This is a genomic window from Burkholderia sp. CCA53, from assembly GCF_001685525.1.
Classification (GTDB): Bacteria; Pseudomonadota; Gammaproteobacteria; order Burkholderiales; family Burkholderiaceae; genus Burkholderia; species Burkholderia multivorans.
Genome location: NZ_BDDJ01000002.1, coordinates 2,288,580 through 2,314,860, shown reverse-complemented (window position 1 = coordinate 2,314,860; position 26,281 = coordinate 2,288,580). Strand labels below are relative to the sequence as shown.

Sequence of the window (26,281 nt, the reverse complement as noted above, 5' to 3'; positions counted from 1 at the left end):
CGTTGAATTGAATTCACGAAAGAGTCTGAACGATGAAACACGATAGCAACGTCACTTCCACGCTGGGCCACCTGATCGACGGCAAGCGCGTCGACGGCGGCAGCCGCGTCCAGCCGGTGTTCGACCCGGCGACCGGCGAATCGGACAAGAGCGTCGCGCTCGCCGACAAGGCGACCGTCGAAGCGGCGATCGCGTCCGCGCAGGCCGCGTTCCCCGCATGGCGCAATACGCCGCCGCTGAAGCGCGCGCGCGTGATGAGCCGCTTCAAGACGCTGCTCGAGGAGCATGCGGACGAGCTGTGCGCGCTGATCACGGCCGAACACGGCAAGGTGCTCGCCGACGCCATGGGCGAGCTGCAGCGCGGGATCGAGAACGTCGAGTACGCGACCTACGTGCCCGAACTGCTGAAGGGCGAGCACAGCAAGAACGTCGGCCCCGCGATCGATTCGTGGAGCGAGTTCCAGGCGCTCGGCGTCGTCGCGGGCATCACGCCGTTCAACTTCCCGGTCATGGTGCCGCTGTGGATGTGGCCGATGGCCGTCGCCTGCGGCAACACCTTCGTGCTGAAGCCGTCCGAGCGCACGCCGTCGTCGACGCTGCGCATGGCCGAGCTCGCGCTCGAAGCCGGCCTGCCGCCCGGCGTGCTGAACGTCGTGAACGGCGACAAGGAAGCGGTCGACACGATCCTGACCGATCCGCGCGTGAAGGCGGTCAGCTTCGTCGGCTCGACGCCGATCGCCGAATACATCTACTCGACCGGCTGCGCGCACGGCAAGCGCGTGCAGGCGCTCGGCGGCGCGAAGAACTTCGCGGTCGTGATGCCCGACGCGGACATCGACAATGCGGTGAGCGCGCTGATGGGCGCCGCGTACGGGTCGTGCGGCGAGCGCTGCATGGCGATTCCGCTCGTCGTCGCGATCGGCGAGGACACGGGCGATCGCGTCGTCGCGGGGCTGAAGGCCGAAATCGCGAAGATGAAGGTCGGTCCGGGCAACGGCGCAGGCGTCGACATGGGCCCGCTCGTCACGAAGCAGCACTTCGAGAAGGTGACGGGCTTCGTCGAGGCCGGCATCGAGGCCGGCGCGACACTCGTCGTCGACGGCCGCGCGGTGAAGGTCGACGGCCACGAGAACGGCTACTACCTCGGCCCGTGCCTGTTCGACCACGTGAAGCCCGGCATGCCGATCTATCAGCACGAGATCTTCGGGCCCGTGCTCGGCGTGATCCGCCTGAAGTCGCTCGACGAGGCGATGGCGCTGATCGACGCGCACGAGTACGGCAACGGCACCTGCCTGTTCACGCGCGACGGCGAGGCGGCACGCTACTTCAGCGACAACATCCAGATCGGGATGGTCGGCATCAACGTGCCGCTGCCGGTGCCGGTCGCGTATCACTCGTTCGGCGGCTGGAAACGCTCGCTGTTCGGCGATCTGCACGCATACGGCCCGGACGCCGTGCGCTTCTATACGAAGCGCAAGACGATCACGCAGCGCTGGCCGTCGGCCGGCGTGCGCGAAGGCACGGTGTTCAGCTTCCCGTCGAACCGCTGAAGCCGACGTCGCGCGCATGGCGTCGCGCGGCGCATGCCCGCACGGATCGGCCGATCCGCGCGGGCTTTTTTACGGGCGGCGCTTACGGCGTCACCAGGTGCCACATGTTCTTGAAGTTGTCGCCGTTGCGGTCGCCCTGTTTCATGTCCTTCGAGAAGAAGTACAGCGGCTTGCCCTTGTACGCCCATTGCGGGCTGCCGTCGTCGCGCTTGACGATCGTGTAAGGGCCGACCGGCACGTCGGTCGCGCTGGCCTTGTACGGCGGCCAGAAGGTTTCGCACTGGCCGGTGCAGGCGCTGGTGCCGGCGTTGGGCGTGTCCTTGTCGAACGTGTAGACCGTCATGCCGTTCGCGGCGACGAGCGCGCCGTTTTCGACTTTGGTGATCGAGCCTTGGGCCGACGCCGAGGCCGAGGCGATCGCGAGCAGGGCGGAGCTGACGAGCAGCGCGGCTTTCATGATTCCCTCCTTGTAGTCCGGTAGACGGCCGCGCGTCGCGCGCACGGGCGGCGTGCGCACGGAACGCGCGAATGGTGCCGGAACGCGGCGCCGCGCCCGCCGGTGCGAGCGACACGGGGTCGAGTGGCGGCAAGCGGCGCGCTACTTTCACGATAGGCGGTTTTTTGCGGCGCTGCGAGCACAACCGATTCGCGTCGCGCGGTGCGCCGTGTCAACGCGTTCCGGCCCGGTGCCGTTGTGGAGTGATCCGATTCCGCCGGAGTTCCCGATGCGCAAGTGGCTGATGCTGACGATGCTGGGCTGCGCGTGTGCTGCCGCGAGCGCGCAGACGCTCGTTCATTTCCCGTCGACCGACGGACCGCCCGCGACGATCCTCGACGGCTACCTGTTTCCGGCACCGGGCGCCGGCCGTCATCCGGCGCTCGTGTTCCTGCACGGCTGCGCGGGCATGTTCGCGCGCTCGGGCCGCGTGACGGCGCGCGAACGCGACTGGGCCGCGCGCTTCAACGCAGCGGGCATCACGGTGCTCGAAGTCGACAGCTTCACGCCGCGTCATCACGGCCAGATGTGCTCGCCCGCCAGCTTCGACGCCGCGATCTATCGCGCGCGGCCGTTCGACGCCTATGGTGCGTTGCGGTATCTGCAGTCGCTCGAGACGGTGATGCCCGACCGCATCGGCGTCGTCGGCTGGTCGCAGGGCGGCGGCACGGTATTGAGCGCGATTCGCGCATCGAGCACGGCCCGGCCCGCATCGCTGCCGGACGGCGATTTTCGCGCGGCCGTCGCGTTCTATCCGGCACGCTGCAGCACGAAGGCGCAGGGCGCCGAGTGGCAAAGTACGGTGCCCTTGCTCGTGCTGATCGGCGAACAGGACGTATGGTCGCCGTTTGCCGCGTGCAAGGCGTTGTTCGATTCGGTCGCGCCGGGCACCGATGCGACGTTTCATGCGTATCCGGGCGCGTACCACGATTTCGACTGGCCCGACATGCCGGTGCATACGGTGCCGGCGTTCACGACGCGTGCGGGTGTCGTGCCGATCGAAGGTACCGATCCGGCCGCGCGTGCCGATGCCCAGCAGCGCGTGCTCGACTACGTCGGCGCGCATCTGCTCGGAAACTGACAAGCATGCAAGGCACGGCCCGTGCATCGACGTCGTTCGTTGCATCGTCGCGTCGACCAGACAAGCCGCCTGCACTCGGCCTTCACGTTCGACGCGTTTATCGGGCGGCGTCTTCGCCCAACGCCTCGATGAACCGCGAAAACAGTTCGGGCTGCGACGAGATGCCGAGCTTCGCGTAAAGGTGGCGGCGATGCACCTTCACGGTCTCCGGTGAAATCGCGAGCCGTTCCGCGATCGCCTTCGACGAATTCCCGCGCAGCACCATCCGCGCGATCGCCATCTCGCGATCGGTCAGCACGCCGGCGCCGAAGCGCGCGAGCGCATGCTCGACGCGCGCGCCGAGATCGTCGTCGCGCGTCGCGCGCGCGGTGTCGCCGATCAGGCGCCAGTGCTGCCGCATCGTCGCGAGCACCCACGGCATCGCGGCCGTGAGCTTGCCGAGCGGCTCGACGTCGAAGCGCGCGGCCGCGCCGAGCGACAGTGACAGCAGCGTGTCGGCGTTCGGGCGCACGAGGATCTGGATTTCGTCGTCGCCGACTGCATCGCGAAAGTAGCTGAGGAAATACTCGCTCTGCCGGAACAGGTCCGGCGCGACTTCCTCGAGCCGGTAGCAGCCGTCGGCGAGCCCGTCGTGCGCGGCCTGCAGGAACGGATCGAGCAGATATAACCCGTTCAGGTAGAGCGGCACCGGCGACGCGCTGTCGCTGCCGCCCGCATCGTATTCGTCGAGCACGAGCGGCACGCCGTCGCGGCCGATCGCGGTCGCGAGCGCGTTGTCGAACGGCACCATCTCGTTGAGCAGCAGTACGAGAAAACGCCAGAAGCGCGGCTGGCCGAGATGGTCGATCGTACGGCCGAGCGCCTGATGCATCGCGATTTCGGAAAACAGACGGTCCATGCCAACTACCGAAGGGCGTAACACGAAGGGGGAATAGCGGTCCTGAATTTGGCTTCCTAGACTGCCACGCAATTCACCGGCCCGAGTATGGGCGTTCAAAAAAGCGCAGCATAGGAGAACGAGATGGCGATGATGTCGGAATCCACGGGCACGCTGCAAGCGACGCCCGACACGCACGACGCGCCGCGCGCGCTGACGCAGACCTTGAGCGTGCGCGACGCGGTGATGATCACCGTGTCGGGCGTGACGCCCGCAAGCTCGATCTTCGTGATCGCGCCGTTCGCGATCCAGCAGGCCGGCAGCGGTGCGGTGCTGTCGTTCGTGCTCGGCGGCGTGCTCGCGTTCGCCTTCGCGCTCTGCTATGCGGAGCTGTGCGCCGCGCATCGCAGCGCGGGCGGCGAATACGTGATGGCCAAGCGCGTGTTCGGCACGCTGCCCGGCTATCTGACCTTCATCGCGGTGCTGTCCGTCAGCGTGTTCATTCCGGCCGTGCTCGCGAGCGGCGCCGCGCCGTACCTGAACAGCGCGCTCGGCACGCATTTCGGCAACCAGTCGGTCGCGCTGACGATCGTGCTGCTCAGCTACGTGCTCGGCATGCTGAACATCAAGACCAATGCGTGGATCACCGGTGCGTTCCTGCTCGTCGAGATTGCGGTGCTGATGCTGATCGCGGCGCTCGGCTTCGGTTCGCCGCATCGCGGCGCCGACGTGCTGATCGCGCCGGTCGTCGCGAGCGGCAACGCGCTCGTGCCGGCGACGCTTGCCGCCATCGTGCCGGCGATCGGCACGGCGATCTTCTGCTACAACGGCTTCGGCTCGGCGGCCTATCTCGCGGAAGACCTGCGCGGCGGCAACCGCAACGTTGCGAAGGCCGTGCTCTATTCGCTGCTCGTGATTCTCGTCGTCGAACTGGTGCCGCTCGCGGCCATCGTGATCGGCGCGCCGTCGCTCACCGACATGGCGAAGAGTGCCGATCCGATCGGCTATGTCGTGCGCTCGCTCAGCAATCCGGTCGTGTCGCGTGTCGTGAGCGGCGGCATCTTCCTGTCGGTGTTCAACGCGATCATCGCGATCGTGATCGCGATGGGGCGCTTGCTGTACAGCAGCGGCCGGCACGCGCTCTGGTCGCGCACGTGCAACCGCGCATTCTCGACGATCCATCCGCGCTTCGAATCGCCGTGGCTCGCGACGCTCGCGCTCGCGGTGCCGTCCGCGGGCCTCGTGTTCGTGTCGAGCCTCGACGAGCTGACGGCGTTCACCGTCGACCTGCTGCTGCTGATCTATCTGGTCGTCGGGCTCGCGGCGCTCGCGAGCCGGCTCGTGCGCCGCGACGTGGAGCATCATTACCGGATGCCGCTCTGGCCCGTGACGCCGCTCGTCGCGGTGGCAGGTGCCGCCTACACGCTCTACACGACACTGTCGAGCGCGACGAAGCCGACCGATCTGCTGATCATCGCGGGGCTGCTGGTCGCCGCGCTCGCGATGTACGCGGCATGGGCGCGTCACAGCGACACGTTCCGCGCGCTTTGAGCATCGCGCCCGCCGGCTTGAACAGCGACTCTAGCGAGCTTTGAAACAACCGCCACACGGGAGGATTCGCATCATGCGCACGAGGGATCTCGGCATTCGCATCGGACTCGGCACGCCGGGCCGCTTCAACGCAATCACGGACGTACCGGGCGTGCGCGTCGGCCACTGCACGCTGAACGTCGACGACGGCGACGCGTCGGTGCGAACCGGCGTGACGGTGATCGAGCCGCGCGCGGGTGCGGCGCACGCTTCGCCGTGTTTCGCCGGCGTGCACGTGCTGAACGGCAACGGCGACGCGACCGGCCTCGAATGGATACGCGAAGCCGGCCTGCTGACGACGCCGATCGCGTATACGAACACGCATAGCGTCGGCGCGGTGCGCGACGCGCTCGTCGCGAACGAACGCGACGCGGCACGCGGGCGCGTGTACTGGTGCATGCCGGTCGTGATGGAGACCTACGACGGGCTGCTGAACGACATCTGGGGGCAGCACGTCGATGCGTCGCACGTGCGCGCCGCACTCGCGGCCGCACGGTCGGGGCCGGTCGACGAAGGCGGCGTCGGCGGCGGGACCGGCATGATCTGTCACGAGTTCAAGGGCGGCATCGGCACCGCATCGCGCGTGCTCGCCGCGAACGTGGGCGGCTGGACGGTCGGCGCGCTCGTGCAGGCGAACTACGGCGTGCGCGAGATGCTGCGCGTGGCCGGCTATCCGGTCGGCGACGTGCTGCGCCACGTGCATTCGCCGTTTCGCGCGCCGCAGGCGCAGGGCGAGGCCGGGATGGGTTCGATCGTCGTGACGCTCGCGACCGATGCGCCGCTGTTGCCGCATCAGTGCACGCGGCTTGCGCAGCGCGCGAGCGTCGGGCTCGCACGCGTCGGCGGTGGCACCGAGGATTCGAGCGGCGACATTTTCCTCGCGTTCGCGACCGGCAACGACGGGCTGCCGGTTGCCAACTACGGCAGTAAGGGCGTGGCGACGACGAACGTGAAGATGGTCAACAACGACCATATTTCCGCGCTGTTCGCCGCCGCCGCCGAAGCGGTCGAGGAGGCGATCGTCAATGCGCTGGTTGCGGCGCGCGATGTCGAATCGCGTGGCGCGCGCGTCGAAGCGATCGGGCACGGGCGGCTGCTCGACGCGTTGCGCGAAGTCGGTTGGCGGCCGGGGCGCGGCGTGTAGCGCGAAGGGGCGACGCGCGCGTTCGTGAGATCGATCGGCGCGCGATGCAGACCGGTCATGTGTGACACGGACATCTCAGGCGGCGGCGCGAACTCGCCGGCCGTGCGCCGCTCAGCTGCCGAAGTAGACGTTGCAGAAGCTGACCGGGCCGACGCACGCATTCGGATCTTCCGGATTCGATTGCGAACGGTCGAGGCGGCCCGCGGCCTTCATCGATTCGGCACGGGTCGCCTGTTGCGGCACGTCGGCCGGCGCCGGTTGCGCGTGAGCGACGGCAGCGGCAAGGGACAGGGCAACGACGGCGAGATGCAGCGGCTTCATGGTGACTTCTCCTGGGTAATCGCCAGTCCTGCTGGCAGTGCCCCGACTATAGGCGCGCGCTGCCTGAAGATTAATCACCGGCGCTGGAGAGCATATTTCCATCGTGTACAACGATGCCGTTGCGCGCGCATCGATCGTCAGCGGCGCGCGCGGTTGTACGGCGCATCCTTGTCGAGCAGCGCGCTGCGGATGAAGTGCAGGCAGCCGACGATGCGCTGCATGCTGCGACGCTCGTCGGGCACCGCATGCCAGGCGTTCAGCGCATGCTGCGCGGCGCGGATCGCGAGATTCGCCGATTTCAGCGTGCGCGCATGGCGGTGCGGCGCCGGATCGTCGAAAAAGCGCGGCAGGTCGTGCAGCACCGGGTCGATCGACGCGGTCCATTGCAGCATCTGCGGCGGCTTCGAGGCACCGAACGCGTGCAACTCGTCGCGCAGGTCGATCACCGCATGACCGACTTCGAGCGTCGCGAGCATCCAGCGCAGCGCGTCGCGATGCTGGCGCGTGCGCCGCACGAGCAGCGTGCGCAGCTGCGCCATCAGATCGTGCGTGCTCGACTGAAAGCGTTGTGCCAGGCCGTCGCGAGCGCCTTCGCACGCGAGCGTCACCTGGCGCCGCAGATCGTGTGCGATGCGTGCGGTGAGCCAAGGCATGTGCGTCGGGAACACGACCGCGAACACGATCGCGCACATCAGCATCGCCGCGACGACGGCGAGCCCGTTGTTGACGAGCAGCTCGGGGGTATAGGCGATCGTGTTGTCGGGGCCGGCGAGCAGGCAGAAGAACACCGCGAAGCCGATCCCGTAGCCGGACAGGCCGGGCCGCGTCGCGAGGAACGCGCCGACGCCGAGCACCGGCGCGAGCGCCGCGCATAACAGCGGAAAGCCGTCGATGTTCGGATACACGTAGCAGAGAAACAGATAGCCGGCCGCGGTCGCGCACGCGGCGCCGGCAGCCATTTGCGCGACGAACTTCGATGCGCGCGGCGACGTCGAGCTGAGCGCGCAGGCGATCGCCGTCGCGATTACCGCGAGCGCGCCGCTCGGCCATTCCGACGCGATCCAGAAGCAGCTCATTGCGCCGACCGCGACGACCGTGCGCAGAAACGTGAAGCCGATGAAGAACGCATTGGTCTTCACCGCGTAGCGCGTGACCGAACGCTCGAGCGCGTGGTCGTCCCGATCGAGCGACGCGAACGTATCGGCATAGCCGAGATACTCGCCGATGAAGCGGAACATCAGTTCGATCGCGGTATCGAAGTCGAGCAGCCCGCCGGCCGCACGATCTTCGATTGCGCGCCGCGACGCGCGTGCCGCCTTCGGCAGCGCACCGTGAAAGCGGCGCAGTTCGAGCAGCGCGCCCGTCGTCGACGCGACACCGCGCCGGCGCTCGTCGCGCAGCGCTGCAAGCCGTTGCGCGAGCCCGTCGATATGCGGCGCGAGCGCATCGAGCACGGCGTCGGCGCGGTTCGCGCGCACGCGCTTCAGCAGCTGATGCAGCGCGTGCAGCCGCGTGCACGCATTCATGAATTCGCTGTTCAGCCGCGCGAGCCGGCGGCTGCGCGCACGCATGTGCGGATCCTCGAAAGACGCGAATGCGCGGTTCGCCTCGAAGCCGACGATCTCGTCGACGAAATCGGCGAAGCGGCGCTCGAGATCGCCGCGCGCGACGTCGCCGACGAGCGCATCGACCGCGAACGCCGGGAAATTCGCATGACGCGCGCTCAGCGAACGCATCAACGCCTTCGCGGCGCTGAGCGGCAAGATCAGCGCACTGACCGCGCCCGAGCAGGCGATGCCGAGCGCGACTTCGCCGGCGCGCGTCAATGCGGATTCGAACAGCGTCTGCGGCGTCATCACGGCCGGCAGGCCGATCAGCGCGGCCGTATAACCGGCGAGCACGAAGCCGTACCAGCGGAAATGGCGATAGCGGACCGCGAGTGCGATGCAGCCGCCGATCCACAGCGTGATACCGGCCATATAGAGCTCGGGCTGCTGCGCGAACAGGCCGCCGAGCGCGAGTGCGGCGACGAGGCCGGCGGCCGTGCCGAGCACGCGATAAAAGCTTTTCGCGAACACCATGCCGGACATCGGCTGCATCAGCACGAAGACGGTCGTCATCGCCGTGCGCGGCTGCGACATTTCAAGGCGCATCGCAATGCCCATCGCGAGCAGCGCGGCCAGCACGGTTTTCGCGAGATGCAGCCAGATCATCCCGTCGGTGGCAGCCCAGTCGCGTGCGGCCTTGCCGAGCGGATCGAGCCGGGCGCTCCATCGTGGCGGTTCGACGGAAGATCGCTCGATCGCAGAATGTGGCTTCATGAAAGGAGGGGGCGCGCCGCGCGCCGGGCCGTTGCCGCAGCGCCTGCGAACGTGCCCGTTCGACTGATGAGGCGCCGATTGTAGGAGCGCGGCCGGCCGGCATTAACGCAGCTGCGGGGAAACGATAGTTGCAGCGCAAGTAACAATCTGCCGCACAGGCTGGAGGAAAATGGCGGCTCCGCTCTACGTGTGAACAGGAATGGATACGCTTCAAAACATGCGGGTGTTTACGCGCGTGGTCGAGACGGGCAGTTTCACCGCGGCCGCGCAATCGCTGAATTCGACGACCGGCGCGATGTCGCGCGCGGTGTCGGAGCTCGAGGCGCGGCTGCGCACCCGTCTGATGAATCGCTCGACGCGTCGTCTCGCGCTCACGTCGGCCGGCGAGAACTATCTGCGGCGCTGCCGGCAAATCCTCGCGGACGTCGATCGCGCGGAAGAAGAGGCCAGCTGCGCGCACGAGCGGCCGGCGGGCGTGCTGCGGATGCACAGCTTTGCAAGCGTCGGGCATCACTATGTCTTGCCGGCGCTCACGCGCTATCACGCGCAGTATCCGGAGGTGTCGATCGAGCTGTCGCTGTCGCAGCGGATGCCGGACCTGTTCGACGGTACGAGCGACATGGCGGTCGTCACGGCGTCGTCGCTGCCCGATTCGGAGCTCGTGTCGCACCTGCTCGGCTCGACGTTCAGCATTCTCTGCGCGTCGCCCGACTACGTGCGGCGGCACGGCGCGCCGGCACGCCCGCAGGAACTCGCCGCGCATGCCTGCCTGACGCTGCGCACGCCCGCGTTCCCGACGCACGAGTGGGTGCTCGAAGGGCCGGACGGCGTCGAGCAGATTCACGTAAGCGGGCCGGTGCAGACGAATACGGCCGAATCGCTCGCGCTCGCGATTCGCGACGGGATCGGGATCGGCATGCTGCCGCTCTATGCCGCGATCGATGCGCTGAGCGACGGCACGCTCGTGCGCGTGCTGCCCGAGCACATCCTGCAGAAGATGAACGTGTATGCGCTCTATCCGTCGCGCCGCTACATCGACGCGAAGGTGCGCACGTGGGTCGAACTGCTGCGCGCACAGGTGCCCGCGATGATCGAGCGCGACGTCGATACGCTGAACGCGATCGGTCGCGCATCGCAGCCCGCATGACGGCGATTGCGGCGCGCAGCGGCACGCGGCGCGCAATGGAACGGCAACGTTGAAGCGCCGCGCGCGGCAGGTTTCGTCGCGGCGCGACCGACGCCGCGTACGCGATCGAAGGTTCGCCTGCGGCGCCGCTCATCGTGCGCTCAGTGCGCTCAGCGCGTCGGCTTCGCGGCCGGACCCGATTCGGTCGTCGCGACGCCGGCCGGACCGTACGCGGTCTGCGCGACCTTGCGTTCGGCGATGCGCTTCGCTTCGAGCCGTTGCTGTGCGGCGAGCAGGTCGTCGGGATAGTTGCCCGCGTCGCCGAGCGCCGGGTTGTAGCCGACCGACTCGAGGTCGTACAGCTCCTGCAGCACCTGCGCGCGCGTGACGGGCGACTTCGCGGCTTGCGCGAACGACAGCGCCGGTGCGGCGAGCAGAACGGCGGCAGTAGCGGTGACGACGAGCGATTTCACGATGTTCTCCTGTAGGAAAAAGAGCGTTCGGCGCGGCCTCGGCCGGTCGGCTCGAACGATGATTCGACGTCAGTCTACGAAGCGCGGCCGCGCGCAAACAGCCCGATTCCGTGCAAGCTCCCTTCCAGCGCGCGCAACATTGGCGTCGGCGGCGCACGCGCGCCGGTACGCGTGCGCCGCCGACGCGCGTGTTCGCGTCAGAACCGCGTGCGCATCCCGATCGTGCCGACGATCTGATTCGGCGTGCTCGACGCGCCGCCGGACCCGTTGATGAATGCCTGGTAGCCGCGGCCGGACGCGTGCTGGTACATCGCTTCCGCATAGACGTCGGTGCGGCGCGACAGCTTGTAGACGGCCTGCAGGTCGACCTGATGCCATTTCGGATCGGTGCCGTGCCGGCTGTCCGGGTTCGACACGCTGGCGTCGGTGTAGACATAGGCGGCGCCGAGGCTGAAGGCCGGCGTGAGCGCATAGCGCAGGTTCACGTCGAAGTTGTTGAACGCGATCTGGCCGGTCGAGCCGAACGCGCCGGTGTTGTCGTACTGCGCGCGCGTATAGACGAAGCCGACCGTCGCGGGCCCGAACGTGTAGCCGATGCCGCCGCCGTACGAGCGCATGCGGTCGGCGCCGATCGACCAGCCGCCCTGATTCACGCCTTTCGCTTCGGCCGCATCGGTCGCGCCGGGGCTCGCGCTCGTCGTGCCCTTGGTGCCGTTCATCTGCAGGTAGGCGCCGGCAAGTTTCAGCGGGCCGTTCGTATAGCTGACGGCCGCGCTGTACGCGCGATTCGCGCCGAAGTTCGTCGCATTCGAAAACGCGTACATCGCGCCGAACTTGAAGCCCGCTACCGTCGGGCTCGTGTACTTGACGGCGTTGTTGATGCGCAGCGAATGGTTCAGGTTGTCGTTGTCGAACGGATGCGCGAAGCCGGCATCGCCGAAATCGCCGGCCGTTGCCGACAGCGGCGCGACGAAGTCGACCATCGTGTCGTACTGGCGGCCGAGCGTCAGCGTGCCGTACGCGTCGTGCATGAGCCCGACGTACGCGTGACGGCCGAACAGCTTGCCGTCCTGACCGAGCGCGCCGTTGTTCGCGTTGAAGCCGTTTTCAAGCACGAACAGTGCTTTCAGGCCGCCGCCGAGGTCCTCGGTGCCGCGAAAGCCGATGCGGCTGCCGTTGATCGTGCCGCTGGTCATGCGCCACAGCGACGCGCCGTTCGCGTTGTTCGTATACGCGATGCCGGCGTCGATCAGCCCGTACAACGTGACGGCGCTTTGCGCGTGGACGACCGGGGCGAACAATGCGGCGGCCGATGCGCCGGCAATAAGCGTTTTCTTCATCTCAAGACTCCTGCGTGTGGGATCGAAACGGGCGCAAGTATAGGAACGCGCACCGTGCGTGCGGCGCGCGTGCGGGCGAGCGGTCCTTTGCGGATCGAACAAGAGTCGTTCACAAAACCGACACGTCGAGCGGCGCGCGAGCGATGCGGGCCGTTGTCGCGCAACGGCGCGCCGCGCACAGGGTTCCGCTGTCGCATCGCCGCAACACGCGTGCGTCGGCCGACGACGGTTGATCGGCGCGATCGACGCGCGGAGAATGGGTGTCGTCCCCACCGATTGGAGGCAACGATGCCCACGCCAGCGCCCCTTCCGCCGATCAGTCCCGCCGTCTACTACCGCGATCCGCGTGCCGCGCTCGAATGGCTGGAGCGCGCGTTCGGCTTCGGGCGCGGGATCGTCGTCTATACGCCCGACGGCCAGGTCACGCATGCCGAACTGACGCACGCGGGCGGCGTCGTGATGATCGGCGGCTACTGGGCCGAGTTCGTCGCGAGCCCGCCGGACGTCGGCGGCCGCAACACGCAGAGCGTGCACGTGCAGCTCGCGACCGGCATCGACGCGCACTGCGAGCGCGCGCGGCAGGCCGGCGCGGACATCCTGCAGGAGCCGGCCGACCAGTTCTACGGCGACCGCACGTATCGCGCGCGCGATCCCGAGATGCACGTATGGACCTTCGGCGAGCACGTGCGCGACGTGACGCCGGAAGAAGCCGCCGCGCAAACGGGACTCAAATTCGAAGGGTGGTCGTGACGGGCGGCATCGCGCGTCCGGTTCACCCGTGTTCGTTCGATCGGGTTCACCGCATCCGGCTGCCGCGGCGCGCGTCGATGCGCGCGCGGCCGCTCCGCATCCACGAGGAGAGTTCCGCATGAATCTGTTCAATGCACGCCTGCGCGGCCGCGACGGGCTGTTTACGATCGGCATCGACGCCGGCACGATCGCGCGAATCGACGCGCAGCCTGCGCCGATTGCACCGACCGGCGCCGACGATCTCGACGCGGGCGGTCGCCTCGCGATCCCGCCGCTCGTCGAACCGCACATCCATCTCGATGCGGTGCTGACGGCCGGCGAGCCCGCATGGAACATGAGCGGCACGCTGTTCGAAGGCATCGAGCGCTGGGCCGAGCGCAAGGTGACGATCACGCATGACGACACGAAGGCGCGAGCGCACGCGGCGATCGCGATGCTGCGCGATCACGGAATTCAGCACGTGCGCACGCACGTCGACGTGACCGATCCGTCGCTCGCCGCGCTGAAGGCGATGCGCGAAGTGAAGGACGAGGCGCGCGGCTGGATCGACCTGCAGATCGTCGCGTTTCCGCAGGAGGGGATCGAATCGTTCGAGGGCGGCCGCGCGCTGATGGAGCAGGCGGTCGAGATCGGCGCGGACGTCGTCGGCGGGATTCCCCATTTCGAGAACACGCGCGAGCAGGGCGTCAGTTCGATCCGCTTTCTGATGGATCTCGCGGAGCGCACGGGCTGCCTCGTCGACGTGCATTGCGACGAAACCGACGATCCGCATTCGCGCTTTCTCGAAGTGCTCGCCGAAGAAACGCGCGTGCGCGGGATGGGCGCGCGCGTGACGGCCAGCCACACCACCGCGATGGGCTCGTACGACAACGCGTATTGCTCGAAGCTGTTTCGGCTGCTCGCGCGCGCGGGGCTCAACTTCGTCTCGTGCCCGACCGAGAGCATTCATCTGCAAGGGCGCTTCGATACGTTTCCGAAGCGGCGCGGCGTCACGCGCGTCGCGGAGCTCGACCGGGCGGGGCTGAACGTCTGTTTCGGCCAGGACTCGATCCAGGATCCGTGGTATCCGCTCGGCAACGGCAACATCCTGCGTGTGCTCGATGCGGGCCTGCATATCTGCCACATGATGGGCTATCGCGATCTGCAGCGGTGCCTCGATTTCGTCACCGATCACAGTGCGACCGCGCTGCAGCTCGGCGAGGGATACGGGATCGCCGTCGGCCGGCCGGCGAATCTCGTCGTGCTCGACGCCGACAGCGATTACGAGGCCGTGCGCCGGCAAGCGAAGGCGACGCTGTCGATCCGGCACGGCAACGTGATCATGCGGCGCGAGCCGGAGCGGATCGCGTATCCGGGCTGAGCGCCGGCATGGCGGCAGCGGTATTCGTCGAGCGCATGAATCGATTCTAAAAATACGTTTGTCTCATGGTGGGCGCGCGCCTACGATTCGGTGCTGACGGCGGCGCGCGCGGTGCGCGCCGTGTCGATTTACTCCGGTCACCGAACTCATGCGCGCCGATCTGCCGTCCGCTCCGTCCTCATCGTCCTCCGCTCCCACCGTGAGCCCGTTCACGCGGATCGCGGCCGTCACGATCGTCACCGGCATCGGCGCTGGGCTCGGCGGCATGCTGCTCGCGCTGCTGCTGCACGCGATCCAGCATCTCGCGTACGGCTATGGCGCCGCGCATCTGGTCGGCACCGAAAGCTTTCTCACCGGCGTGACCGACGCCGATCCGCTGCGTCGCGTCGCGGCGATGATCGTCTGCGGCATCGTCGCGGGCGGCGGCTGGTGGACGCTTTACCGCTACGGGCAGCCGCTCGTCGGCATTCGTCGCGCGGTGCAGGCCGGCGACCCGCGGATGCCGGTCGTCAGCACGACGATGCATGCGCTGCTGCAGATCGTCACCGTCGCGCTCGGCTCGCCGCTCGGCCGCGAAGTCGCGCCGCGCGAGATCGGCGCACTGATCGCGGGCCGGCTCGCGCATCGCGCGGGGCTGACGCGCGACGATTGCCGCTTGATGGTCGCGTGCGGCGCGGGCGCCGGCCTTGCGGCCGTGTACAACGTGCCGCTCGGCGGCGCGGTGTTCGTGCTCGAGGTGCTGCTCGGCACGTTCGCCGTGCGCGCGGTGGCCGTCGCGCTCGTCACGTCGACGCTCGCCGCCGTCGTCGCATGGATCGGGCTCGGCAACGAACACCAGTACACGATCGCGCCGTTCGTGCCGAGTGCGCCGCTCGTCGCGTGGTCGATCGTCTGCGGGCCGCTGTTCGGCTTCGCTGCCTACGGCTTCGTGCGGCTCACGACGCGGGCGCGCGCCGATGCGCCCAAGGACGTACGGCTGCCGATCCTCTCGATCGTCAATTTCGCGGTGATCGGCGTGCTCGCGATGCGCTTTCCGTCATTGCTCGGCAACGGCAAGGGGCCCGCATCGCTCGGCTTCGACGGCACGCTGACGATCGGCATCGCCGCGACGCTGCTCGTGCTGAAGGTCGCGATCGAAGCGGCCAGCCTGCGGGCCGGTGCCGAAGGCGGCCTGCTGACGCCGGGTCTCGCCAACGGCGCGCTGCTCGGCGTCGTGCTCGGCGGGCTGTGGAGCGCCGTCTGGCCCGGCGCGTCGCTGGGCGGCTGCGCGCTCGTCGGCGCGACCGCATTCCTGGCCGCGTCGATGCAGATGCCGATCACGGCCGTCGTGCTGCTGCTCGAGTTCACGCGCGCGAATCACGACAGCCTCGTGCCGATGCTGCTCGCGGTGGCCGGTTCGCTCGTCGCATACCGGTTTGCGCAGCAGCGCGCCGAACGGCGCGCGACGACACGCGCCACGCTCGTCACGCGCGCGACCGCCGCGCGCTGATGCGCTGACGCGCTGATGCACGATCGCGCGATACGATCGCGCGATACGATCGCGGCGGCACGCTCGGCCGCTTGGCGCCTGCCTCGTTTCCCGTCCATGCCGGTTCGCACGTCGAAGCGCATCGCGCGGTTCTGTGCAAGAATCCGCGCGACCCGCGCTTTCCCATAACCACATGCGCGCGGACGTCCCTATCAGGAAACGAGGAGTACAAGTTGATTCAACGCATTGCCCGCTTCTTCACGCAGGTGGTTCACCGCGTGCTGCCCGACCCGTTGATTTTCGCGATCCTGCTGACGATCGTCACGTTCGCGCTTGCGTTCGGCCTCACGCCGAATTCGCCGGTGCAACTGACGACGATGTGGGGCTCGGGCTTCTGGAACCTGCTCGCCTTCTCGATGCAGATGGTGATGATTCTCGTCACGGGCCACGCGCTCGCGAGTTCGCCGCCCGTGAAGCGGCTGCTCGTCGCGCTCGCGAGCGCCGCGCGCACGCCCGCGCAGGGTGTGATGCTCGTTGCCTTCGTCGGCGCGCTCGCGTGCGCGATCAACTGGGGCTTCGGGCTCGTGCTCGGCGCGATGCTCGCGCGGGAAGTCGCGCGCCGCGTCGCCGGCAGCGACTATCGGCTGCTGGTCGCGTCGGCCTACATGGGCTTTCTGAGCTGGCACGGCGGCCTGTCGGGCTCGGTGCCGCTCGTCGCCGCGACGAAAGGCAATCCGATGGAAAAGACGATCGGCCTGATCCCCGTGTCGCAGACGATCTTCACCGGCTACAACGCGTTCATCACGATCGGGCTGATCGTGATGCTGCCGTTTCTCGCGCGGATGATGATGCCGAAACCGGGCGACGTCGTCAGCGTCGATCCGGCACTGCTCGCCGAGCCGCCGAGCGTCGAGCGCACGCTCGGGCCCGACGCGACGCTCGCGGAGCGCCTCGAGGAGAGCCGCGCGCTGTCGGTCTTCGTCGCTGCGCTGTGTGCGGCGTTTCTCGTGCTGCGGTTCGTGCAGAAGGGCTTCGCGCTCGACATCGATACGGTGAACCTCGCGTTCCTCGCCGCCGGTATCCTGCTGCACCGCACGCCGATGGCTTACGCGCGCGCGGTGGCCGGCGCCGCGCGCGGCGCGTCGGGGATCATGATCCAGTTCCCGTTCTACGCGGGCATCCAGGCGCTGATGGACCATTCGGGCCTCGCGGGCGTGATCACGAAGTGGTTCGTCGACATCGCGAACGTGCACACGTTTCCGCTGCTCGCGTTCCTGAGTTCGGCGGTGATCAACTTCGCGGTGCCGTCGGGCGGCGGTCACTGGGTCGTGCAGGGGCCGTTCGTGATGCCGGCCGCGCAGGCGCTTGGCGCCGATCTCGGCAAGGCCGCGATGGCGATCGCGTACGGCGAGGCGTGGACCAACATGGCGCAGCCGTTCTGGGCCTTGCCCGCGCTCGCGATCGCGGGGCTCGGCGTGCGCGACATCATGGGCTACTGCGTGACGACGCTGCTGTTTTCGGGGGTCGTGTTCGTCGCGGGGATGTATCTGTTCTGAGCGCGTTCGGAACGGCCGGTGCGCGCGGGCGAGCGTCGGTTCCCACGCGCGCCGGCCCGCGCCGCACCCGTCATGCGACCGAACGCGCGCGCTGCCGTTCGTGTCCGTGACGCAGCGCCAGGCTCGCGAGCGCCGCGACGACGAGTGCGGCCGCCAGCAGCGTCAGGCCGTTCTTCGCATCGCCGGTCGCCTGTTCGATTGCGCCGACGACGGTCGGGCCGACGAAACCGCCGAGCAGGCCGCAGGTATTGACGAGGCCGAGGCCGCCGGCGAGCGCACTGCCGGCCAGCCGCGAGGCGGGAAACGTAAACACGATCGACTGGACGACGAAGAACATCGACGCGGCGACGCACACGCAGAGCAGTCCCGCGAGCGGGGAGGCGTGCGCGGCGCCGACCATGCCGGCCGCCATCACGACGAGGCCCGCGCACAGCAGCGCGCGCGAATGCCGCGATTCGCGCGCGAAGCGCGGCAGCGTCGCGGCGCCGAGCGCGGCGGCCAGCCATGGCAGCGCCGTGAGCAGGCCGACCGCGATCGGCGACAGCCGGCCCGATGCGCCGATGATCGCCGGCAGAAAAAAGATCACCGTGTAGATCGTCAGCTGATGGCAGAAGTACACGAAGATCGCGAGCCAGATCTGCGGGTCGCGCAGCGCGGCGCCGAATGCGTGGCCGCCGTGCGACGCGGCGCCGGCGTCCTGTTCCGCGGCGAGCGCGCGCTCGAGCGCACGACCCGTTTCCGGCGCGAGCCACGGCGCGGCGCTCGGACGGTCCGGCAGCCGTGTCCACACGACGAACGCGAGCAGGATCGCCGGAATCCCTTCGACGACGAACAGCCATTGCCAGCCGTGGAAGCCCAGCGTGCCGTCGAGTTCGATCAGCGCGCCGGCCAGCGGGCCGCCGACCACGTTCGCGATGCACACGCCGAGCAGGAAATAGCCGGTCGCGCGGGCGCGCTGTTCGCGGCCGAACCAGTACGTCAGATAGAGCATCACGCCGGGAAAGAGCCCGGCTTCGGCTGCGCCGAGCAGCAGCCGCATCACGTAGAACGATGTTTCGCCGCGCACGAACGCCATCGCAACCGACAGCGCGCCCCACGTGATCATGATCCGCGTGATCCAGAAGCGCGCGCCGACGCGGTGCATGATCAGGTTGCTCGGGATTTCGAATAGCGCGTAGGTCAGGAAGAACAGTCCGGCGCCGAGGCCGTAGGCGGCGGACGAGATGCCGAGATCGACGCCCATCGAATGCTTCGCGAAGGCGATGTTGGTGCGATCGAGAAAGCTGATGACATAGGCGGCGATCAGCAGCGGCATCAGTTTGCGGAACAGCAGCCGGTTCAGCGACGCGCTTGCGTCTTGCGCGGCGGACGGCAGGGCCTGAGCGTGATGAGTGGACATGCGGACGACTCCGTTAAGGGCGAACCGGCGCGCACGGCAAGCACGACGTGCCGCGTTCGACAGAGGCCGCCGCGCGGGGCGCGGCGAACGAGCAGACGACGGAGCCGCGCGCCGGCGGCGCTCGACGGGAGCGGGGCGATATCGGGCGTCCTGGCGCCGGTTCGGGCCGGCGCCGCGTCTCTGCGCTTGCGAGTCCTGCTTGAGTGGGCGTGCGAGCGCGCGATCAGAAGTTCACTGCGTCGCCGCCCTTGAGCGCGAGCATCGCGCGCGCCTCGGCCGGCGTCGCGATCTCGAGCGACAGCCCTTCGAGCACCTGCCGGATCTTCAGCACCTGCTCGGCGCTCGATTCGGCCAGTTTGCCGGGCCCGATCCAGAGCGAATCCTCGAGCCCGACGCGCACGTTCGCGCCCTGTGCGGCGCCGATCGTCGCGAGCGGAATCTGGTTGCGGCCCGCGCCGAGGATCGACCATACATAGTCGCGGCCGAACAGGCGATCGGCGGTGCGGCGCATGTGCATCAGGTCCTCCGGATGCGCGCCGATGCCGCCGAGCAAACCGAATACGCTTTGCACGAAGAACGGCGGTTTCGCGAGCCCGCGGTCGACGAAGTGCGCGAGGTTGTACAGATGCGAAATGTCGTAGCACTCGAATTCGAAACGCGTGCCGTTGGCGCCGCAGCGCGTGAGGATCGTCTCGATGTCGGCGAACGTGTTCTTGAACACGAGATCGCGGCTTTTCTCGAGATGCTCGCGCTCCCATGGGTGCTTCAGTTCGCGAAAGCGCTCGAGCATCGGATACAGGCCGAAGTTCATCGAGCCCATGTTCAGCGAGGCGATTTCCGGCTGGAAATGCAGCGCGGGACGCAGCCGCTCCTCGACGGTCATGTGCGGACTGCCGCCCGACGTGAGGTTGATGACGGCGTCGGTCTGCGCCTTGATCCGGGGCAGGAATTCCTCGAAGACGGCCGGATCCTGCGTCGGCTTGCCGTCGGACGGATTGCGCGCGTGCAGATGGAGGATCGCCGCGCCGGCGCGGGCGGCCGCAACCGCGGCCGCCTCGATCTCGTGCGGCGTGACGGGCAGATACGGCGACATCGACGGCGTATGGATCGCGCCGGTCGGCGCACAGGTGATGATGACTTTGCGAGCGTTTGCCACGGATCGGTTCCTTTCGTTGGACGGTGCAGGAGGGCTCAGAGCACTTCGACGTTGCCGCAGACGGAGATCGCCTGGCCGGTGATGCCGTGCCCGCCGGGCGAGCACAGGAACAGCGCGGTCGCCGCGATTTCGGCCGGCTCGGTCATCCGGCGCAGCGAGATCCGTTCGAGATAGCGCTGCTCCATCTCGTCGTAGCCGATCCCGAGCTGTTGCGCGCGCGCTTCGATCACACGGCGGATGCGCGGGCCGCGCACGATGCCGGGCTGGATCGCATTCACGCGAATGCCGAGCGGCCCCAGTTCGATCGCGAGGCTCTTCACGAGACCGACGACCGCCCATTTGGTGGCCGCGTAAGGCGTGCGGTACGCATAGCCGAGCCGGCCCGCGACCGACGACAGCGCAATGATCGCGCCGCCGTGCTTCGACTCGCGCAGCAGCGGCACGGCGCGTCGCGCGAATTCGAATTGGGCGTTCAGATTGATGGCGACCGTCTGCTCCCACTGCGCGGGATCGATCTCGTCGATGCCGCCCGTCGGGCCCGCGATGCCCGCGTTGTTGACCAGTACGTCGAGGCCGCCGAGCGTGGCCGCGACGTCCGCGAACACGCGCTCGACCGCCGCGCGGTCCGATACGTCGGCAAGCGTTGCGCCGATCGCGGCACGCGACGGCCGGTCGGCGAGTGCCGCGATCGCGGCCTGCGACGCGTCGCAGACATGCACGCGCGCACCGCATTCGGCGAACGCATCGGCGATCGCGAGGCCGATGCCGGATGCGCCGCCGGTCACGAGGACGCGAAGGCCGTCATAGGGTTTCAGCAGGTCGGAAGCGGTCATGCGCGGTTGTCTCCATCGTTGATGTTGTCGGATGCGGCGCGCCGTTGCGCACGGCGTTACGGCTTGGCGTTCACGCGGCGCGGCGCCTGCTCGGCGCGCAGCGTCGCGGCCAGATCGTGCGCGGCACCGCCGATGTCGAGCGCGATGCCGGCGCGCACGCCGGCGCCGTCGCGCCGCTCGAGCGCATCGACGACCGCGCGGTGCGCGTCCATCGAGCGCCGCATGTGCGGGATGTCGAGCGCGACCATGTTCAGGAATGGTCCGACGCGCATCCACAGGTTCTCGACGATCGCGAGCGTGCTGTCGCTCGCGCCGTGCGCGTAGATGGCGCTGTGAAACGCGAAATTGCTTTGCAGATACGCGCGCGACCGGCCGGCTTCGGCGTGCGCCTGCATGGCCTCGCAGGTCTTGCGCAGGGCAGCGATCTGGGCATCGGTCATGCGTGCGCACGCGCGTTCCGCGATGCACCCTTCGAGCGCGATGCGCACGTCGCGCAGTTCGTCGAGCATCTCGAGCGTCATCGGCGGCACGACGAGCGCGCGGTTCGGGCCGTCGACGAGCGCGCGTTCCGCGTGCAGTCGCGTGAGGGCCGCGCGCACCGGCATCGTCGACGAGCCGACGGCCTCGGCCACGCTGCGCAGGCTCAGCGCCTGGCCCGGCGCGAAGCGACCGCTCATCAGCGCTTCGCGCAATTGGCGATAGACCTTGTCGGCCATCGTTTCCTGTTCGATGGCTTTCAGTGCGGGCGGGACGATGCGAGGGGCCAAGGTGCGGTTCTCCTGGTTTGATCTGGGATCTGTGATCACACTTGCGATGGAGGAAGTGTCGGCGATGAGGCGGGGGTAGTCAAGGCGAAAGGGATTGGGGAAAACGTGGGGGTGGGGAGGGATGGCCGTCATGCGGGACGCATGCGAGGCGGTCGGCGCGTCGTGCTATCGGCAGGCGTCGCCGGATTCGCTGGCCAAGGTGGGCCTGCGCGCGGTGCCGCGAGCCGTCGCGTCGACGCGCGCCTGTGCTGCAGACGCAGAGCAAGCCGATTCCAGCGTCCGGATCGAATTGCGGACGCCGCCTTTCCTGACACACGCACGCCACCCGATCGCCAGCCGCCCATCGATCATGCAGAATCGAACCCTTCGTGTCCCCCGACAAGCACGCCATGACCGATCGGACCGATGCTCCCGGCCGCCGTGCGTACGCTGAATTTGCCCAGCGCTACGCCGACATCGCGCCGACCAAGCCGCACAACGCGCTTTACGAACGGCCGGCGACGCTTGCGCTGCTCGGCGACGTCGCCGGCCTGACCGTGCTCGACGCCGGCTGCGGACCCGGCATCTGCAGCGAGCACCTCGCGCGGCGCGGCGCGACCGTTCATGCCTTCGACGTGACGCCCGAAATGGTCGCGCTCGCCAGCGCGCGCTGCGCGGGGCTCGCCGTCGATGTCGCGCACGGCGATCTCGCCGCGCCGCTCGACTGGCTGCCCGATGCGTCATTCGACAAGGTGCTGTGTTCGCTCGCCCTCGACTACGTGCGCGATCTCGCGCCGACGCTGCGCGAATTCGCGCGCGTCGCGCGTCCCGGCGCGACGCTCGTGTTCTCGATGGCACATCCGATGCGCGACTGGATCGACGAGCGCACGCGCGGCGATCGCCCGTACTTCGAAACGTCGCGCTTCGGCATGTACTGGTCCGGATTCGGCGAGCCGAAGCCCTATGTCGAGGCGTGGCGGCGGCCGCTTGCCGACATCCTGAACGCGGTCGCCGACGCCGGCTGGCGGCTCGACCGCTTCGTCGAGCCGCAGCCGCTGCCCGAGATGCAGGCCGTGGCGGAGCGGCTGTACGCGGAGCTGTCGCTCGCGCCCGCGTTCCTGTGCGTGCGCGCGCGACGCTGATCACGCGCGTCGCACGACGCGCCCAGCTTCGCTCAGTGCCCCGGCTCGTCGGTCAGCGTGGCGAGGAACGCCTCGATGTCCTTGATGTCCTGCGCCGTCATCGCCGGCGTGTCGCCCGGCTTGCGATCGAATGGCGCGTCGGTCACGTCGACGTTCGCGCGGTACTTCGGCGGAATGTCGTCGTATTGGTCGACCTTGCCGTCCGCGCCGCGCGCATAGAACTTCTGCGGTGCGATGCTGCGTTCGTTGTAGAACGCCATTACCTGATCGAGCGTGTGGTACACGCCGTTGTGGAAGAACACGTGGCGTGTCGCCGCGTTGCGCAGCGTCGGCGTCAGGAACATTCCGCAATATTGCGTCTGGTCCTTCAGATCCTCGCGGAACGGTCCGCACACGCCGAGATCGTAGAACGACGGATCGCGGTTCTGCGCGAGCTGCCGGTTGCGCGGCACGGCGAGCGCTTCGTACTGGTAGTCGGTAAACATCGGCGGCAGCCCGTCGGCGCCGGGCTTCGACAGATGACAGCCCGCGCAGTTCGCCTTGTGCGGATCGTTGAACAGCCGCAGGCCGCGCAGCTCCGCCTGCGTGAGGCGCGCGCGGCCCTCGAGCCAGCGGTCGTACTTGCTGTTGTACGGATGGAACGACGGATCCTCGACCTGATAGCGCGCGATCGCGAACATCGCTTCGGACACCGCGAGTTGCGGACTGTCGAACACGCGCGGGCCGAACAAGTGCAGGAACTGCGTCCGGTGCGACGACTGCGACAGCTTGTGCGCGACCTCGTCGACGCTCGCATTCGCCATCTCGACGGGGTTCAGCAGCGGACCGAATGCCTGCTGCTGCAGCGTGTCCGCGCGGCCGTCCCAGAACATTCCGCCTTGCGGTACGAGCTGCGGTGCGGCCGAGGTGCCGGCCACCTTCTGCGCCTTCACGACGCCGGCCGCCGCGGCCGCCTGCTGCGCGACGCTCGGTGCGTCGTCGTTTTCGCCGGCATCGGGGCCGATGCTGAAGTTCGGCTGTCGATACAGGTACATCAGCGACGGCGGCGGCCGATAACCGTGCTGCGTCATCGCGAGGCCGCCCGGCTGCACGTCGAGCGCGTTCGGCGGCCCGTAGGCGTGATCGGGGTTGTGGCACGACGCACACGACTGCTTGCCGGACGCCGACAGCGACGCATCGAAGAACAGCGCGCGGCCGAGCTGCGCCACCGCGGACAGCGGCTGCACGGGCGGCCGCTGCAGCACGGTCGGATGCGGATTCGCGCCGGTCCAGTCCGCGACGATGTCGCCGATCGCGGCCGGCGTATGTGCGGGAAACGCGATCGCGAAGGCGCCGTAGCCGATGACGGCCGCGCCGAGCGCGAGCGCCGCGCGGCGTGCGAAGCGGAAAGGGGCGCGCGGCGCGGCGGCGCCGGGCGTGTCGGGAGACGGAAACGCGGAACGGACTGACATGCTGTCGCTCGGGAATCGAAGGCCGCACGAGGCGGCGCAATAAAACGAAAACGGCCGGCGCACGCTGCGCCGGCCTGCTGCGCGACGACGCCCGTCAGATCGACGGTGCGGCGCTCAGCGTGGTGCCTTGCGTCGGATCGAGATAGAGCGGCGTGGTATTCGGCTTCGACGCGAAGTCGAACAGCCCGCGCAGGTCGCCCGCCGATGCGTCGAACGAACCGCCGCCGATGCGCTGCCCGCCGAGCCAGTTGTCCTCGATGAAGCGCACGACGGACGCCTGGTCGATCATCGTGTGGTCGACGTAGTTCTGCTTCGCGTACGGCGAGATCACGACGAACGGAATGCGCACGCCGGGGCCACAACGGCCGTTCACGGTGCCGCCGTTCACGCCGGTCGTGCCGCCGCTGCCGCACTGGCCGTTGCCGCTGACCTGGTCGACAGCGTCCGACGACGCGCGGGTGGGCGCCGTGTACGCATGGTCGTACCAGCCGTCCGAGTCGTCATAGGTGACGATCACTGCGGTGTTCTGCCAGTCGGGCTGCTGCTGCAGGAAGTTGACGACCTTCGTGACGAACGCCTGCTCGTCGAGCGGATCCGAGTAGCCGGCATGGCCGTCCTGCGCGGCCGGCGCCTTCAGGAAGCTGACCGACGGGAAGTTGCCGGCCTTCACGGCGGCGAAGAAGTCGTCGGTGTCGTACTGGTGATTCGCCGGTTCGGGCGTCTTGCCGTCGGTTTCGACGCTCGAGCCGATCGCTGCGATCGAGCTCGGACGCGTGTGCTGCGGATTCGCGGTCGACGCGTAGTACTGGAACCAGTTGTGATGCGGGATGTAGTCGGCGGTCGCGGCGTTCACGGCGGTCGCGACGGTGCTGCGGTTGCAGCCGGTCGTGCCGTTGCTGTTCGTCGTCGACAGGTTGAAGCCGCCCATGAAGCCGCCCCACGTGATGTGGGCCGCGTTCAGCAGGTCGCCGATGTTCTTGCCGGACATCATCGCCTGATCGGTCGTGCTCGAGCAGACGTCGTAGCCGGGATCGACGTCGTTGATCATCGTGTAGCCGCCCTGGCCGTCGTTGATGTAGTACGAACTCTTCGCGAGCGTCGACGGCTGCGCGGACGTCTTCACGATCTGCATGCCGTTCGTCTGGCCCGACACGACGTTCAGTGCACCGGGCGTCGACGGACCGTAGACCGTCGTGTACGCGTTGTCGCTCATCGCGAAGCGCTGCGCATAGTTCCACAGCGCGGTCACCGTATTGCCGTCGAAGTAGCCCATCACCTGGCCCTTGGTGCCGAACGCGCCGGCGCCGCCGGACGAGCCCTTGCCCGTGTATTTCGGGAACAGGTCGGCAAGGCCGTTGTCCTCGGCCTGCTGTTCGGCCGTGTACGCGTGGTTCTGGTCGGCGGTCGCCGCCTGCGTGCGGTCGAGACGGAACGGGTTCGCGGCGTCGGTGCCGTTCGCGGTGTTCGTAAAGTTCGGGTTCGCCGTGAGCAGCGTGCCCGTCAGGCCGTTGACCGTCGGCGTGCCCGCCTTGGCCGTAAACGCCGGCTCGCCGGCCGGGTTCGTCGCGTTCGGATAGGTGCCGAAGTAGTGGTCGAACGAGACGTTTTCGCCGTAGATCACGACGAGGTGCTTGATCGGCGTGGCGGTCTGCAAGGCGTCCTGCGACGAGACGGGCGTCGCAGTCGGATCGTCGCTGCCGCCGCAGGCGAACAGCGTCAGCGCTGCGCCGGCGCAGGCGGTAACGAGCAAGGCTTGACGGAACATCGGGAAACTCCGGGTAGGTTTTCGACGGTGGAAGCGGCGCCGTCGCCGGGGCGTTGGACGCGGCGCGCGCGATAGAGCACCGGCATTGAAACAGCCTGACGTGAAGATATGGGGACGGACTGGTTTCGCCTGCATTGCGCTGCGGTATCGATTTCATTACTTCGTCGCGCGCGGCGAAAGACAACGGAAAGGGCGAACCGCGCGCGGGGCGCATGATGGGGAGCAGGCGTCGGTACCCGACATGAGCGAGAGGCCGTTTTTGACAACCGCGTGACAGCTTCATAGGATGAACACCCGCCGCGGCGACTTCGCCGTGCGCGTCATCCGGAGCCGTCA

The 26,281-nt window shown here is 68.3% G+C and carries 22 protein-coding genes; 10 read left to right on the top strand and 12 right to left on the bottom strand.

The window, feature by feature from the left end:
• Window positions 1–32: 32 nt before the first annotated feature.
• Window positions 33–1,550, top strand: a complete 1,518-nt coding sequence (locus tag BCR55_RS26445; protein ID WP_006403608.1) for a CoA-acylating methylmalonate-semialdehyde dehydrogenase — start codon at window positions 33–35, stop codon at window positions 1,548–1,550.
• An 82-nt stretch (window positions 1,551–1,632) separates the two neighbouring features.
• Here BCR55_RS26445 and BCR55_RS26440 read toward each other — a convergent pair whose 3' ends face one another.
• Entirely contained in the window at window positions 1,633–2,007 is a 375-nt protein-coding gene (locus BCR55_RS26440; RefSeq protein WP_006397138.1) for a hypothetical protein, read from the bottom strand.
• Window positions 2,008–2,275: 268 nt separating this feature from the next.
• Here BCR55_RS26440 and BCR55_RS26435 point away from each other — a divergent pair, with 268 nt between their 5' ends.
• Complete coding sequence (locus tag BCR55_RS26435; RefSeq protein WP_059939604.1) at window positions 2,276–3,127, top strand: dienelactone hydrolase family protein; 852 nt, start codon at window positions 2,276–2,278, stop codon at window positions 3,125–3,127.
• 97 nt (window positions 3,128–3,224) lie between these two features.
• Here BCR55_RS26435 and BCR55_RS26430 read toward each other — a convergent pair whose 3' ends face one another.
• Window positions 3,225–4,025 carry a LuxR C-terminal-related transcriptional regulator gene (locus tag BCR55_RS26430; protein ID WP_006412258.1) on the bottom strand — a complete coding sequence of 267 codons (801 nt, stop codon included), beginning with the start codon at window positions 4,023–4,025 and terminating at the stop codon, window positions 3,225–3,227.
• Between the two features lie 123 nt (window positions 4,026–4,148).
• Here BCR55_RS26430 and BCR55_RS26425 point away from each other — a divergent pair, with 123 nt between their 5' ends.
• Both BCR55_RS26425 and BCR55_RS26420 read left to right on the top strand, forming a co-directional pair.
• Window positions 4,149–5,555: an APC family permease gene (locus tag BCR55_RS26425; protein WP_035487711.1), complete on the top strand. Its 1,407-nt coding sequence runs from the start codon at window positions 4,149–4,151 to the stop codon at window positions 5,553–5,555.
• A gap of 73 nt (window positions 5,556–5,628) precedes the next feature.
• Window positions 5,629–6,738 (top strand): P1 family peptidase, encoded by a 1,110-nt coding sequence (locus BCR55_RS26420; protein WP_065496586.1) that lies wholly within the window; start codon window positions 5,629–5,631, stop codon window positions 6,736–6,738.
• Between the two features lie 111 nt (window positions 6,739–6,849).
• Here the strand turns inward: BCR55_RS26420 and BCR55_RS26415 are convergent, their stop codons facing one another.
• Complete coding sequence (locus BCR55_RS26415) at window positions 6,850–7,059, bottom strand: hypothetical protein (RefSeq protein ID WP_006403602.1); 210 nt, start codon at window positions 7,057–7,059, stop codon at window positions 6,850–6,852.
• Window positions 7,060–7,196: 137 nt separating this feature from the next.
• Entirely contained in the window at window positions 7,197–9,380 is a 2,184-nt protein-coding gene (locus BCR55_RS26410; protein WP_065496584.1) for an FUSC family protein, read from the bottom strand.
• A 199-nt stretch (window positions 9,381–9,579) separates the two neighbouring features.
• Here BCR55_RS26410 and BCR55_RS26405 point away from each other — a divergent pair, with 199 nt between their 5' ends.
• Window positions 9,580–10,527, top strand: a complete 948-nt coding sequence (locus BCR55_RS26405; protein ID WP_006403600.1) for a LysR family transcriptional regulator — start codon at window positions 9,580–9,582, stop codon at window positions 10,525–10,527.
• Between the two features lie 149 nt (window positions 10,528–10,676).
• Here the strand turns inward: BCR55_RS26405 and BCR55_RS26400 are convergent, their stop codons facing one another.
• Both BCR55_RS26400 and BCR55_RS26395 read right to left on the bottom strand, forming a co-directional pair.
• Complete coding sequence (locus BCR55_RS26400; protein WP_006403599.1) at window positions 10,677–10,979, bottom strand: DUF4148 domain-containing protein; 303 nt, start codon at window positions 10,977–10,979, stop codon at window positions 10,677–10,679.
• Window positions 10,980–11,176: 197 nt separating this feature from the next.
• Window positions 11,177–12,319, bottom strand: a complete 1,143-nt coding sequence (locus tag BCR55_RS26395; protein ID WP_065496582.1) for a porin — start codon at window positions 12,317–12,319, stop codon at window positions 11,177–11,179.
• A gap of 288 nt (window positions 12,320–12,607) precedes the next feature.
• On the opposite strand from BCR55_RS26395, the gene BCR55_RS26390 reads away from it, so the two are divergent.
• From BCR55_RS26390 to BCR55_RS26375, 4 genes are all read left to right on the top strand, one after another.
• On the top strand, window positions 12,608–13,069 hold the full coding sequence (locus BCR55_RS26390) for a VOC family protein (RefSeq protein WP_006403597.1): 462 nt from the start codon (window positions 12,608–12,610) through the stop codon (window positions 13,067–13,069).
• A 118-nt stretch (window positions 13,070–13,187) separates the two neighbouring features.
• A complete protein-coding gene (gene codA, locus BCR55_RS26385; protein ID WP_065496580.1) occupies window positions 13,188–14,429 on the top strand; it encodes a cytosine deaminase in 1,242 nt (413 codons plus the stop codon).
• Between the two features lie 148 nt (window positions 14,430–14,577).
• Entirely contained in the window at window positions 14,578–15,918 is a 1,341-nt protein-coding gene (locus BCR55_RS26380) for a chloride channel protein (protein WP_065496578.1), read from the top strand.
• A gap of 212 nt (window positions 15,919–16,130) precedes the next feature.
• Window positions 16,131–17,453 (top strand): TIGR00366 family protein, encoded by a 1,323-nt coding sequence (locus BCR55_RS26375; RefSeq protein WP_006412259.1) that lies wholly within the window; start codon window positions 16,131–16,133, stop codon window positions 17,451–17,453.
• Between the two features lie 70 nt (window positions 17,454–17,523).
• Here BCR55_RS26375 and BCR55_RS26370 read toward each other — a convergent pair whose 3' ends face one another.
• The 4 genes from BCR55_RS26370 to BCR55_RS26355 all read right to left on the bottom strand — a co-directional run bounded on the left by BCR55_RS26370 (window position 17,524) and on the right by BCR55_RS26355 (window position 21,608).
• A complete protein-coding gene (locus BCR55_RS26370; protein ID WP_065496576.1) occupies window positions 17,524–18,852 on the bottom strand; it encodes an MFS transporter in 1,329 nt (442 codons plus the stop codon).
• A 223-nt stretch (window positions 18,853–19,075) separates the two neighbouring features.
• Entirely contained in the window at window positions 19,076–20,008 is a 933-nt protein-coding gene (locus tag BCR55_RS26365) for a 3-keto-5-aminohexanoate cleavage protein (RefSeq protein WP_053298556.1), read from the bottom strand.
• 35 nt (window positions 20,009–20,043) lie between these two features.
• The gene (locus BCR55_RS26360; RefSeq protein ID WP_006397115.1) at window positions 20,044–20,841 is read right to left on the bottom strand and encodes an SDR family oxidoreductase; all 798 of its coding nucleotides are present in this window, start codon (window positions 20,839–20,841) and stop codon (window positions 20,044–20,046) included.
• A 56-nt stretch (window positions 20,842–20,897) separates the two neighbouring features.
• Window positions 20,898–21,608 carry a GntR family transcriptional regulator gene (locus tag BCR55_RS26355; protein ID WP_006415240.1) on the bottom strand — a complete coding sequence of 237 codons (711 nt, stop codon included), beginning with the start codon at window positions 21,606–21,608 and terminating at the stop codon, window positions 20,898–20,900.
• A gap of 389 nt (window positions 21,609–21,997) precedes the next feature.
• Between BCR55_RS26355 and BCR55_RS26350 the strand changes: the two genes are divergently transcribed.
• Window positions 21,998–22,729 carry a class I SAM-dependent methyltransferase gene (locus tag BCR55_RS26350; protein ID WP_065496573.1) on the top strand — a complete coding sequence of 244 codons (732 nt, stop codon included), beginning with the start codon at window positions 21,998–22,000 and terminating at the stop codon, window positions 22,727–22,729.
• 32 nt (window positions 22,730–22,761) lie between these two features.
• Here BCR55_RS26350 and BCR55_RS26345 read toward each other — a convergent pair whose 3' ends face one another.
• Window positions 22,762–24,180: a cytochrome-c peroxidase gene (locus tag BCR55_RS26345; protein ID WP_065496570.1), complete on the bottom strand. Its 1,419-nt coding sequence runs from the start codon at window positions 24,178–24,180 to the stop codon at window positions 22,762–22,764.
• Window positions 24,181–24,274: 94 nt separating this feature from the next.
• Window positions 24,275–25,945: a phospholipase C gene (locus BCR55_RS26340; RefSeq protein ID WP_065496565.1), complete on the bottom strand. Its 1,671-nt coding sequence runs from the start codon at window positions 25,943–25,945 to the stop codon at window positions 24,275–24,277.
• Window positions 25,946–26,281: the final 336 nt, after the last annotated feature.

Excerpts from the sequence above, each read along its gene's own strand:
- BCR55_RS26445 (WP_006403608.1), top strand. The coding sequence starts at position 33 with ATGAAACACGATAGCAACGTCACTTCCACGCTGGGCCACCTGATCGAC.
- BCR55_RS26440 (WP_006397138.1), bottom strand. The coding sequence starts at position 2,007 with ATGAAAGCCGCGCTGCTCGTCAGCTCCGCCCTGCTCGCGATCGCCTCG.
- BCR55_RS26435 (WP_059939604.1), top strand. The coding sequence starts at position 2,276 with ATGCGCAAGTGGCTGATGCTGACGATGCTGGGCTGCGCGTGTGCTGCC.
- BCR55_RS26430 (WP_006412258.1), bottom strand. The coding sequence starts at position 4,025 with ATGGACCGTCTGTTTTCCGAAATCGCGATGCATCAGGCGCTCGGCCGT.
- BCR55_RS26425 (WP_035487711.1), top strand. The coding sequence starts at position 4,149 with ATGGCGATGATGTCGGAATCCACGGGCACGCTGCAAGCGACGCCCGAC.
- BCR55_RS26420 (WP_065496586.1), top strand. The coding sequence starts at position 5,629 with ATGCGCACGAGGGATCTCGGCATTCGCATCGGACTCGGCACGCCGGGC.
- BCR55_RS26415 (WP_006403602.1), bottom strand. The coding sequence starts at position 7,059 with ATGAAGCCGCTGCATCTCGCCGTCGTTGCCCTGTCCCTTGCCGCTGCC.
- BCR55_RS26410 (WP_065496584.1), bottom strand. The coding sequence starts at position 9,380 with ATGAAGCCACATTCTGCGATCGAGCGATCTTCCGTCGAACCGCCACGA.
- BCR55_RS26405 (WP_006403600.1), top strand. The coding sequence starts at position 9,580 with ATGGATACGCTTCAAAACATGCGGGTGTTTACGCGCGTGGTCGAGACG.
- BCR55_RS26395 (WP_065496582.1), bottom strand. The coding sequence starts at position 12,319 with ATGAAGAAAACGCTTATTGCCGGCGCATCGGCCGCCGCATTGTTCGCC.
- BCR55_RS26390 (WP_006403597.1), top strand. The coding sequence starts at position 12,608 with ATGCCCACGCCAGCGCCCCTTCCGCCGATCAGTCCCGCCGTCTACTAC.
- codA (WP_065496580.1), top strand. The coding sequence starts at position 13,188 with ATGAATCTGTTCAATGCACGCCTGCGCGGCCGCGACGGGCTGTTTACG.
- BCR55_RS26380 (WP_065496578.1), top strand. The coding sequence starts at position 14,578 with ATGCGCGCCGATCTGCCGTCCGCTCCGTCCTCATCGTCCTCCGCTCCC.
- BCR55_RS26370 (WP_065496576.1), bottom strand. The coding sequence starts at position 18,852 with ATGTCCACTCATCACGCTCAGGCCCTGCCGTCCGCCGCGCAAGACGCA.
- BCR55_RS26360 (WP_006397115.1), bottom strand. The coding sequence starts at position 20,841 with ATGACCGCTTCCGACCTGCTGAAACCCTATGACGGCCTTCGCGTCCTC.
- BCR55_RS26350 (WP_065496573.1), top strand. The coding sequence starts at position 21,998 with ATGACCGATCGGACCGATGCTCCCGGCCGCCGTGCGTACGCTGAATTT.
- BCR55_RS26345 (WP_065496570.1), bottom strand. The coding sequence starts at position 24,180 with ATGTCAGTCCGTTCCGCGTTTCCGTCTCCCGACACGCCCGGCGCCGCC.
- BCR55_RS26340 (WP_065496565.1), bottom strand. The coding sequence starts at position 25,945 with ATGTTCCGTCAAGCCTTGCTCGTTACCGCCTGCGCCGGCGCAGCGCTG.